The sequence below is a fragment of the Pseudodonghicola xiamenensis DSM 18339 genome, from assembly GCF_000429365.1.
Lineage (GTDB): Bacteria > Pseudomonadota > Alphaproteobacteria > Rhodobacterales > Rhodobacteraceae > Pseudodonghicola > Pseudodonghicola xiamenensis.
In genome coordinates this window covers 24,368-34,692 of record NZ_AUBS01000036.1, presented here as the reverse complement: position 1 = coordinate 34,692, position 10,325 = coordinate 24,368, and the positions used below count along the sequence as shown (strand labels likewise).

10 protein-coding genes and 3 pseudogenes are annotated in these 10,325 nt (G+C 64.7%); 6 read left to right on the top strand and 7 right to left on the bottom strand.

The annotated features are described in order from the left end of the window. From G455_RS0119000 to istB, 3 genes and pseudogenes are all read left to right on the top strand, one after another. Positions 1 to 259 (top strand): integrase core domain-containing protein (locus tag G455_RS0119000; RefSeq protein WP_028095140.1); only part of this gene is annotated, 259 nt, incomplete at its 5' end. 74 nt (positions 260 to 333) lie between these two features. Further along, a pseudogene (locus tag G455_RS24695) lies at positions 334 to 1,104 on the top strand (Mu transposase domain-containing protein); the annotation flags it as partial. Further along, positions 1,101 to 1,865, top strand: a complete 765-nt coding sequence (gene istB / locus G455_RS0118990; RefSeq protein ID WP_028095139.1) for an IS21-like element helper ATPase IstB — start codon at positions 1,101 to 1,103, stop codon at positions 1,863 to 1,865. The pseudogene G455_RS24695 and the gene istB, both read left to right, overlap by 4 nt. 125 nt (positions 1,866 to 1,990) lie before the next feature. On the opposite strand, the pseudogene G455_RS27210 reads toward istB, so the two are convergent. The 3 genes and pseudogenes from G455_RS27210 to G455_RS0118980 all read right to left on the bottom strand — a co-directional run. Further along, positions 1,991 to 2,077 (bottom strand): annotated as a pseudogene (locus tag G455_RS27210) (S1C family serine protease); the annotation flags it as partial. Between the two features lie 220 nt (positions 2,078 to 2,297). Then, positions 2,298 to 3,089: a TniQ family protein gene (locus G455_RS0118985; protein ID WP_028095138.1), complete on the bottom strand. Its 792-nt coding sequence runs from the start codon at positions 3,087 to 3,089 to the stop codon at positions 2,298 to 2,300. After that, positions 3,086 to 3,310 carry a hypothetical protein gene (locus tag G455_RS0118980; protein WP_028095137.1) on the bottom strand — a complete coding sequence of 75 codons (225 nt, stop codon included), beginning with the start codon at positions 3,308 to 3,310 and terminating at the stop codon, positions 3,086 to 3,088. Before G455_RS0118980 ends, G455_RS0118985 begins: the two co-directional genes overlap by 4 nt. A gap of 90 nt (positions 3,311 to 3,400) precedes the next feature. Between G455_RS0118980 and G455_RS24690 the strand changes: the two genes are divergently transcribed. Then, on the top strand, positions 3,401 to 4,486 hold the full coding sequence (locus G455_RS24690) for an IS5 family transposase (RefSeq protein ID WP_051312631.1): 1,086 nt from the start codon (positions 3,401 to 3,403) through the stop codon (positions 4,484 to 4,486). Here the strand turns inward: G455_RS24690 and G455_RS26135 are convergent. Next, positions 4,475 to 5,605, bottom strand: a pseudogene (locus tag G455_RS26135) (sensor histidine kinase); the annotation flags it as partial. The gene G455_RS24690 and the pseudogene G455_RS26135 overlap by 12 nt on opposite strands. 98 nt (positions 5,606 to 5,703) lie before the next feature. Next, entirely contained in the window at positions 5,704 to 6,126 is a 423-nt protein-coding gene (locus G455_RS0118965) for a nuclear transport factor 2 family protein (RefSeq protein WP_051312630.1), read from the bottom strand. Positions 6,127 to 6,336: 210 nt separating this feature from the next. Here G455_RS0118965 and G455_RS0118960 point away from each other — a divergent pair, with 210 nt between their 5' ends. Together G455_RS0118960 and G455_RS0118955 are read left to right on the top strand one after the other, a co-directional pair. After that, positions 6,337 to 7,566 (top strand): amidohydrolase family protein, encoded by a 1,230-nt coding sequence (locus G455_RS0118960; RefSeq protein WP_028095135.1) that lies wholly within the window; start codon positions 6,337 to 6,339, stop codon positions 7,564 to 7,566. A gap of 10 nt (positions 7,567 to 7,576) precedes the next feature. After that, positions 7,577 to 9,136, top strand: a complete 1,560-nt coding sequence (locus G455_RS0118955; RefSeq protein ID WP_229861838.1) for a gamma-glutamyltransferase family protein — start codon at positions 7,577 to 7,579, stop codon at positions 9,134 to 9,136. Here G455_RS0118955 and G455_RS0118950 read toward each other — a convergent pair. Together G455_RS0118950 and G455_RS0118945 are read right to left on the bottom strand one after the other, a co-directional pair. Further along, on the bottom strand, positions 9,133 to 10,047 hold the full coding sequence (locus G455_RS0118950) for a CobW family GTP-binding protein (RefSeq protein WP_028095133.1): 915 nt from the start codon (positions 10,045 to 10,047) through the stop codon (positions 9,133 to 9,135). The genes G455_RS0118955 and G455_RS0118950 overlap by 4 nt on opposite strands. Before the next feature lies 1 nt (position 10,048). Then, a complete protein-coding gene (locus G455_RS0118945) occupies positions 10,049 to 10,324 on the bottom strand; it encodes a hypothetical protein (protein WP_028095132.1) in 276 nt (91 codons plus the stop codon). Position 10,325: the final 1 nt, after the last annotated feature.

Genomic DNA, 10,325 nt, shown 5'->3' with positions numbered 1-10,325 from the left:
GGGCAAGATCGAGCGCTGGCACCAGACCCTGAAGAACCGCATCCTACTGGAGAACTACTTCCTGCCCGGCGACCTCGAGGCCCAGATCGAGGCCTTCGTCGAGCACTACAATCACCAGCGCTACCACGAGAGCCTGGCCAACGTGACCCCTGCCGACGCCTACTTCGGAAGGGCGCCGGGCATCATCAAACAGCGCGAAAGGATCAAGCGACAGACCATCGAATATCGGCGCTTGCAGCACCGCAAGCTCGCCGCCTAACATCAATCCCCAGACGAAGCCCGCACTCCGCTAATCTACGCCGCGAAGTGTGCCAAATGTTCTGACGACGGACAGGCTATTCCCGCCGCAACTTCATGGTCCCGGTCCCGCGGTTTGTGAGTTGGGCTTCGTTCAACGCCTATCTGGAGGAGCAGTGTCGCAAACGTCAGGCGGATGTTCAGCGCGGCCAGTCCGAGACCATCGGGGAACGCCTCGTGCGAGATCTGGTCGTGATGTCTGATCTGCCACCCGCGCCGTTTGATGCCTGCGACCAAGCCACCGGGCGAGTCAGTTCCCAAGCGCTGGTGCGCTACAAGACCAACGATTACTCGGTGCCGGTCGCCTACGGCCACCGCGATGTCTGGATCAGGGGCTATGTCGACGAGGTTGTGATCGGCTGCGGTGGGGAGCTCATCGCACGCCATCCCCGCTGCTATGACCGCGAGGACATGGTGTTCGATCCGGTGCATTACCTTCCGCTCATCGAGAGGAAGATCAATGCTTTGGATCAGGCCGCGCCTCTTGCCGAATGGAACCTGCCGCCTGAGTTCGCAACCCTGCGCCGCCTGATGGAGGCGCGGATGATCAAGGCGGGACGCCGGGAATATGTGCAGGTTTTGCGCCTGCTGGAAACCTTCGACATCGATGATCTCCACGCGGCCGTGAAGAAGGCCCTGCAATTGGGCGCGGTCGGCTTCGATGCCGTGAAGCACCTCGCTCTCTGCCATGTTGAGAAACGGCCGCCGAAGCTGGACCTCGATGTCTATCCCTACCTGCCGCGGGCCAACGTGGGGACCACCTCGGCGGCAAGCTACATGTCTCTGCTGTCGGGAGACGCGGCATGACCGGTGCGCCGCAGATCCTGCTTGCTCATCACCTGAAGACGCTGAAGCTCCCGACCTTCTTGCGGGAGCACGAGAAGCTGGCGCGCCAATGTGCAGCCGAGGGCCTGGACCACGTCCAGTTCCTCGCCCGACTGGTCGAACTGGAACTGATCGACCGCGAGGGACGGATGATCGAACGCCGGATCAAGGTTGCAAAGTTCCCCGCCAAGAAGAGCCTGGACAGCTTCGACTTCAAGGCGATCCCGAAGCTCAACAAGATGCAGGTACTGGACCTCGCCCGTTGCGAATGGATCGAGCGGCGCGAAAACGTCATTGCGCTCGGACCGAGTGGCACGGGCAAGACGCATGTTGCTCTGGGGCTGGGACTGGCCGCTTGTCAGAAAGGAATGTCGGTCAGCTTCACTACGGCCGCGGCACTGGTCAACGAGTTGATGGAAGCCCGCGACGAGCGCCGCCTCCTGCGGCTCCAGAAGCAGCTGGCCTCGGTCAAACTGCTCATCATCGATGAACTGGGCTTCGTGCCTCTGTCAAAGACCGGCGCCGAGCTACTCTTCGAGATGATCTCGCAACGCTACGAGCGCGGCGCCACGCTCATCACCAGCAACCTGCCGTTCGACGAATGGACCGAGACCTTCGGAACAGAGCGGCTGACCGGCGCTCTGCTCGACCGCCTGACCCACCACGTCAACATCCTCGAGATGAATGGCGAGAGCTACAGGCTCGCGCAAAGTCGGGCCCGAAACGCCGGCCAGACCCCATAGAAAACCGCAATGCGCGCTTGAGCCCGCCGGGAGGGCTACGCCCTCCCGGCGGGCTCAAGCGCGCAAGAAAGTGGCCTGCTTTTGCGCCGCCCCGTGGCCGGTTTTTGCTCCGCCGTTGACAGCGTCGGGATCTCGCGGTCGAGCGCCGAAACGATGCCCGTGGTCAGTGTCCAATCGAGACCGAAAGGGTTGCCGATGGCGAAGACCGACTGTCGCGTTGCCCCTAAACGCGTCGCGTCTCAGATTAAAGGGCAACGCGACACCTGCGGCAGGAACCGTCCTGGATGGTGACCTCGATGTCCGGGCAGGTCTTCTCGAAGCGGTCGATGAGGCGGATCAGGAACTCGCGGCCGAAGGGCGCGCTGAGGCCGATGTGGAGCTTGTTGCTCTCGCCGTTTCGGCGGGCAGTACTGCTCAGGTGTCGCGTTGCCCTTAATTGCGAGATTCGGCTGTCGTCGGGCCTGTGCTTCTTGCGCGCCTTTGCGCAATATGATCAACCGCAACAAGCAGACGTGGCTCTTTCTCGAAGGCGCGCAATAGAGCAACCCTTGCATAGTCGTCGATGCCGGAGCTTGAGATGGCCGCTTTGACCAGCGGACGTGATCGGGCGGCATCAATGGCAGCAAGGCCGAACAGCCTCACTTCTGGTTTGTGGCTCTGAAGAGCGTATGCCGGATCTCCGCGGAAGGCCTTTAATGATATGGCAAAGGTGACCGCGCGCATTGCGCGCCGAAGTTGCCTGAGACTGCGTAATCGCGCGGCGTATTCAAGCCGCGCTGCGCCGTGGCGCGCACGATTTATCAGCTTTTCGGGCATCTGTTCACCACCGTCCTTGCCGAGCGTCTGCACAAGTCTCGTCCCGCAAACCTGGCAGTCGAATGCCCAGGCCCGCCTCCAATGCCTGAGCGAAAGGCCCTCTCGGGAGCATTGCGGGCAATGCTGGAATGGCATCTGTGCCGTCAGCGAGGCTTCTCGTGGCGTCATTGCTGGAAAGGTCAAAGATCGCACGACGTCTGGGGCGACACGTGCAGCGCTGGCAATCTTCTCTGCCGCCACCGCGTCAATGCCGAAGTCCAAGGCGGTGCCATGCGCGGTATCGATCTTGATATGAGCCAGCAGTTCGGCGTCATCACAGTAGTTGGCCGCAGCCAACCGAGACAACCAACCTGACAACAACTCGTCTGGCAGCGGCGCGACAGTTTTTGGCAGCGGGTGCGGCTTCACACCCCGGACTTCTCGAGCCGCCGATTGCCGTTCGCATGGCGCGACCAAACCGGTGTCCATTTTGCGATTGCGTCATCGGTGATGCATTCATCACCTGTTGCAATGGCGTCGATGGAAAGATCCTTGATCAGGGCGAAAATGCGCGAGGTCACCCCACCGGTCAGTGCAAGTATCTGCTTGAGTGACTTGACCTTCAGGTTGGACTTCTTTTCCAGTGGCATGGCAGCAATAACAGGCCGCTGAAATAGTCCCGCCTCGACAGAGGTATGAGAACATGATTCACCGTCGGCACGATAACGGCGGGGGTTATGATGCGCGGGACGGACGAGACGAGCGGGTCGCTGTTCAGCTATGTCGATCTGGAGGCGCGCATCCCCGCGCGGCATCCGTTGCGCAAGATCCGGCAGGTGGTGAACGACGCGCTGGCGAGCCTGGATGGCGAGTTCGAGGAGCTTTACACCGATTTCGGCCGCCCCTCGATTGCGCCGGAGCGGCTGATCCGGGCGAGCCTGATCCAGATCCTGTTCTCGATCCGCTCGGAACGGCAGTTGATGGAGCAGATGGACTATAACCTGCTGTTCCGATGGTTCGTCGGGCTGGGAATCGACGACCCGGTCTGGGTTCCCACGGTGTTCAGCAAGAACCGCGACCGGCTGCTGACAACCGACATGTCGCGCAAGGTGATGGCTGCGATCCTGGCCCATCGCGAGGTGGCGCCGCTCTTGTCGGACGACCACTTCTCGGTCGATGGCACGTTGGTGAAGGCCTGGGCCTCCATGAAGAGCTTCCAGCCGAAGGCGACCGACACGCCGTCTGACGACGATCCGGGCGGCCCGTCCGGTCAAGACAACCCTACCGAAGACCACCCCGAACCGACACCGTCCGAGACCGACCCGATGTCCCGTCCCACCCGCCAGAACCGTAATGCGGAAGTCGATTTCCGGGGCGAGAAGCGGTCCAATGCCACCCATGCCTCAACCACCGACCCGGATGCCCGGCTCTACAAGAAATCCCCCGGCACCGGCGCGATGCTTTGCTTCATCGGCCATGCGCTGATGGAGAACCGCAACGGCCTGATCGTGCAGGGCGACCTGACGCAGGCCGACGGTCACGCGGAACGGCGCGCCGCACTGGACATGATCCACCGCCACTCCCCCGGATCGACGCGGCAGTTGACGCTGGGCGCCGACAAGGGCTTCGACGCCGCCGAGTTCGTCGCCGACCTGCGGCAAGCCTGCGTCACGCCGCATGTCGCGCAGAAGGCGAGATATTCAGCGATCGACGGCAGAACCACCCGGCACGAGGGCTATGCCCTGTCGATCAAACACCGCAAACGGATCGAAGATCGCCTGCGCCACCTCGGCCGAGACACCGGGGCCATTGTCGTGCACCCATAGCTGGCCGCGACCGTCCTCGACACCGGCGCCAATCTCGATGCGGCCATCCTTTCGCCCCTCGAGCGCGTCGATGGCGTTCTGCACGAGGTTCATCACCACCTGCTGCACATGGCCGGGACGGCCGCGCACCATAAGTTCGGGCGCCCCGATGAAAACAACCTCCGCCGCGGTCTTGGACCCGCGCCGCACCCAGTTCGCCGCCACATGCGCGGTATCGACCAGATCGAACGACACCATCTCGCCCGAGCCCTCGGCGCTGAGCCGCCGCAGATCCTCGACGATATCGCGCACCCGTTCGGCCCCCTCGCGCGCGCCCGAGACGGCGTCGCGCAGGTTGCGCACCTCGCGATCCAGCTTGAGTTCGCTGCGCAGCGCGATCAGTTCCTCGCGCGAGGCGCTGGCCTGCACACGCTCGAAATAGGTCTCGAACTTGCCGACATAGCGTTCGAGCGCATGGGCATTGGCGTAGACGAAACTGATCGGGTTGTTGAGCTCATGCGCGACGCCGGCGAGCAACCGGCCCAGCGAGGCGAGCTTTTCGTTCCTGACAAGCTGCGCCTGGGTCGCCTTGAGTTCCTCGTGGCTGCGCGCCAGGGCGGAATAGGCCTGACGAAGCTCGCCCAGAGGACGGCCGCTGAGCACATAACCCGCAACGCGACCACGATCGTCAATGCGGGGGCTGATCGAAAGTTCGAGCGGTGCGGCACCCTCTGCCCCCTTCAGAGCCGCCTCGATGGTCACCGGGGCGCGCAGGTTCGCGGCCTCTGCCAGCGCCTTGTCGATCGCAGCGAGACTGTCAGGCAGGAACATCTCTGCCAGCGGCGCGCCGTGCCATTCCGCGGCGATCCGTCCGGTCAACGTACCAACAGAGGCCGAGGTCTCGACCACGATCCCCTGCCGCGACAGCACGATCAGCGCATCCGAAACCGAGGACAGGATTGAGCCGAGGAACGAACGCAGATCCTCAAGCTCGCGGTTCTGCCGCTCGAGCCGTTCCTGGTAGTCGACGAGATCGGCATAGGTGCGGTCGACGGCCGAAAGCACATCGAGCCAGACGTCGTCGCCCTGTCCTCCCGCGACATGCGGCAAGAGCGCGCCAAGACGATCGGCGCCGGGCATGACAGGGGGGCTGATCGGGTCTCGGGCCATCTCACTCCTCGCCCGAAGCATATAGCGGCGCCGGCGCAAGGCAAGTCGCGCCGCGCGCGCCCATCACCTCAGGCTGTGATGCCACGCCGGATCAGGATCCGCTCGGCCGAGTCGTTCCAGACGTCCATCTTGACGATCTTGCCGCCCTTCACGACGAAGCGGTCGACATAGCGGTTCCCCTCGAAGGGCGTGCCGTCGGGCCATTCGCCGTAAAGCGTACCGGTCGAATAGACCACCGTCCCCTCGGCGCCCTGTGCGACGTCAAAGCTCACCATGTCTTTCTTGACCCAGCTGTAGCGCATCGCGTTGAACTCGGTCGGACCCGAGGCGTGGTGATATACGCGCCCACCGGTGAAGGTGATGACGACATCCTCGGACATGTAAGTCGCCGCCTTCTCGGGGTCGGGCTTCATCGAGGCTTCGAGGAAATCGTGGACGATGCGCGCCTCTTCGGGCAGCGCGTCGACGTCATGTACGCGGGACTGCGCCATCTCTCGCTCCGTATATTTTCGTAAGTGGTGCCAAAGGATAGCTGTCGCTTGCGCCGCATGCACGGCATATCTTCGCGCGCAAAATTCGGGCACTCCGGCAACGCTTTGACCATTTGGTCGGCAACCTGGGGGCGCACCGTTGGGCGCGTCGGCGCCGCATTGACCTTGCCCCCTATCTGGGGTCCTTGGTCCGCAAGGAAGGGGGAGGTAATGACACTCGATCTGGTTGTCCGCAACGTTCGGCTGGCGGAGGACATCTCCGCCCCCGTCGACATCGCCGTGAAGGCCGGGATGATCACTGCGGTCTCGGCGGGAATTGCGAGCGAGGCTCCGGTGATCGACGGCGAAGGCGGTCTGTTGATCCGCGGCTTTGCCGACAGTCACCTGCACCTCGACAAGGCCTGCATCCTAGATCGCTGCGCCAATCCCGAGGGCACGCTGAAAGGCGCGATCGGCGCCGTCAGCCGCGCCAAGGCAGGTTTCACGCCCGAAGACCTCTATGAACGCGGCGCGCGCGTGCTGCGCAAGGCCATCGCACAAGGCACAACGCTGATCCGCACCCAGGTCGAGATCGACCCGGTGATCGGGCTGATGGGCTTCGAGGCGGTGCGCCAGCTCAAAAAGGATTTCGCCTGGGCGCTCGATCTCGAGATCTGCGTCTTCCCGCAAGAGGGTCTGACAAACCTGCCCGGCACCGATGCTCTGCTCTTGCGGGCGCTCGACGCGGGGGCCGAGGTTCTGGGCGGCTGTCCCTATACCGATACTAACCCGAAGGCGCAGATCGACTGGCTGTTCCGGATCGCCCACGCCTATGACGTCGACCTGGACTTTCACCTAGACTTCGACCTCGACACCAGTTGGCGGCACCTCGACGAAGTCGCCCGCCAGACGATCCGCCACGGGATGCAGGGCCGCGTCACGGTGGGGCACGTGACCAAGCTTTCGGCCCTGCCTCCGGCGCAACTGGCCGAGAGCATCGCGTTGATGAAAGACGCCGGCATCGCCCTGACGGTCCTGCCGGCGACGGACCTCTTCATCATGGGGCGCGACCACGACCACCTGATCCCGCGCGGTGTCGCACCGGCCCATCGGTTTGCCTGCGAAGGTGTGTGCTGCACGGTGGCGACGAACAACGTTCTGAACCCCTTCACGCCTTATGGCGATTGCTCGCTCACGCGGATGGCGAACCTTTACGCCAATGTCGCGCAGCTTGGCGCCGAGGCCGATCTGGCGCAGTGCTTCGCGATGGTCTCGACCGAGCCGTTCCGGCTGCTGGGCCGCGAGGCGCGGATCATGCCCGGAACTGCGGCCGATTTCGTTCTGCTTCCCGCCGCCTCGCCCGCCGCTGCCGTGGCAGAGATCGAGCGCCCGCTCTGGGGTATGAAGGCAGGCAAGATAACTTTCGAACAGCCGCGCGCGCGGCTCTTCGCTCCCGCCTGAGAGGATCTCCATGTCTGAAGGAATGGTGTCGAGCCCCTGCCCGATTGCCTCTGAGACCGGCGCACAGGTGTTACGTGGTGGCGGAACGGCGCTCGAGGCGGCGGTGGCCGTCTCGGCAGTGCTGGCCGTCTCGATGCCGCATTTCTGCGGGCTCGGCGGCGATGCGATCTGGATCGTCGCCGATGCTGCGGGCGAGGCTGAGGTGCTGATGGGCATCGGTCAGGCCGCGACGGCCGCGTGCGCCGATGCACCGATCCCGGTTCGTGGCCCCGAGGCCGCCCTGACGACCGCCTGCCTCGTTGCCTCGTGGGAAGATGCCCTCGCGATGTCGCGCAGATCGGGGAGCGGACGGGCGCTGGCGGATCTGATCGCTCCGGCGATCTCGGCCGCGCGCGAGGGCGTTCCGGTCACGCCCTCATACCATTACTGGCTCACCCGGCGGCTCGACGAGGCGCGGGCCTATCCCGACTTTGCGCGAGTCTTCCTGCCGGACGGCGAGGCGCCCGACATCGGCGCGACGCTGTTGCAGCCCGAGCTTGCCGAAACCCTGCAGTCGATCGCGGATCAGGGCGCGCGTACTTTCTACGAGGGGGCGCTGGCGGCCCGCATCGCTGCGGGGCTAGAAGCAGCAGGGTCTCCGATCCGCGCAGCCGACCTCGCCGCGACGCGCTGTCGCCGGGCTGAACCGCTGCGCCTGAACTATCGCGGCGAGGAGTTGCTGGCCCCGCCTCAGCCCGCGCAGGGGCTTGCGACGCTTGAGGCTATGGGGGTTCTGGCGCAGTTCGACATGACCAGCCTTAGCCCCGGTTCTGCGCAGCATTTCCACCTAGCTGTCGAGGCCATCAAGCGCGCCTTTCTTGACCGCAATGCGATTGCCGATCCCGATTTCGGGCCCTCGGCAGATGCAGAAACGCTGCTGTCGCCCACCTATCTCGCTGCGCAGCGAAAGCTGGTCGATCCGGCGCGCGCCCTGCCCTGGCCGCAGCCTTGGCAACATGGCGATACGGTCTGGTTTGGCGTGACGGATGCCAACGGCCAATCGGTCAGCGTGCTGCAAAGCACCTATTTCGACTGGGGCAGCTTCGTGATGGCGGGCGATACCGGGATCCTGTGGCAAAACCGCGGCGCAGCCTTCAGCCATGACCCCGCGCACCCGAATGCGCTCGCGCCGGGTAAGCGGCCCTTCTACACGCTTAATCCGGGGATGTCGCTGCGCGAGGGGCGCCCGCATCTGCTTTACGGAACGCAGGGCGCGGACGGGCAGCCGCAGACGTTGGTGCTCTTGCTGACGGCGCTCCTCGATTTCGGGCTTTCGCCACAGGACGCGCTGCGCCTGCCGCGGTTCCTGCTTGGGCGCACCTTCTCGGACAGCCGCGACACGCTGAAGATCGAGGAAGATGCCGGGGCCGAAGTTCTGGCCACACTCGCCGCGCTTGGTCACGAACTCAGCCCGATCGAAGCGCTGAGCCCCTTGGCCGGAACGGCCGGGATCATCCGGCGCCTGCCCGACGGCACGGTCGATGGCGGGCATGACCCACGCGCAGGGGGCGTGGCGATCCGCGTCGCCTAACCCTCACCTATCACGTAGCGGGAGAATGATCGTTCGAGCGTCTTCTGGTCGAAACCGCGCCCGATGAACACCACGACATTGTCCTGCGCGGCGGACGTCTCGGGCAGGATCTCGGGTTGCTGCACGACGCGCCGCACGGTCTGCAGAAGCAGCCGCCCCGCAGGCGTGCGCACCACGCCCTTGACCCGCACGAGGTCGTCGCCCCGCGCGTGCAGCAGCGCGGACAGCCAGACCGAAAACGCCGTCCAGTCGGTGCCGGGCGGGACGGTCAGACGCATCGGCGCGGGCAGCGGCCCCTCTTCCGGCAGACGCGGCAGGTCTTCGGGTTCCGCCCAGGGCAAATCGGGCGGCGCGATCTCTTCGCCGCGCACCGTGAAGTTCAGGCTCGCATGCGGGTTAAGCGCACGCAGCGTCGCGACGAGACGGGCGAGATCGCCGGGCTGCGCAGCATCGGACTTGGTCACGGTCAGCAGATCCGCCGCTGCAACCTGCCGACGCGCAAGGGGTTCGCTGCGCAGCTGTGCCAGGCCATGCAGCGCGTCGACGACCACCCGGATCGGGTCGAAACGGACGTGATGGACCAGCACCGGATCACCCTGCACCGCCGCCATGATCGCGCCGGGATCGGCAAGGCCGGATGTTTCAAGGACAACATGCGACACGTCCTCGCCCCTACTTGCCAGATCGGCAAGTTCACTCAGGGCGGCAAGCATGTCCTCGCGCCCCTCGCAGCAGGCGCATCCGCCCGGCAGCGTGCGGAAGACCCCTTTGAGCAACGCATCGTCCACCGGCGTCTGGGCGGCCTCGTTCACAAGGATCACTGCCCCCGCCATGTCACCGGCATGGATCTGGTGGCGCAGCCAGGTCGTCTTGCCTGCGCCCAGATAGCCGCCAAGGATCGTCAGTCGCATGTTAGTCCGCCAAGGGATCGAGCGGGTGGCCAAGCTGCCGCTCGACCTCTTCCCACAGCATCGGCAGGTCATCGACGATGGTCGTTGCACCGGTCATCGTCGAAAGCTGAATGCCCGGAACGGTGCCACCATCCGACGCCACCAGCCCGTGCGGACGCAGGAGGCGGTTGATCACCGCCCCCTGCATCAGTTGCGCACGCATCTTGTCCATCGCCGTTTCGGCTCCCGCCTCGGTCCAGACACCGGGCCGGGCGGGAAAGCCGCAGGCGTTGCACATC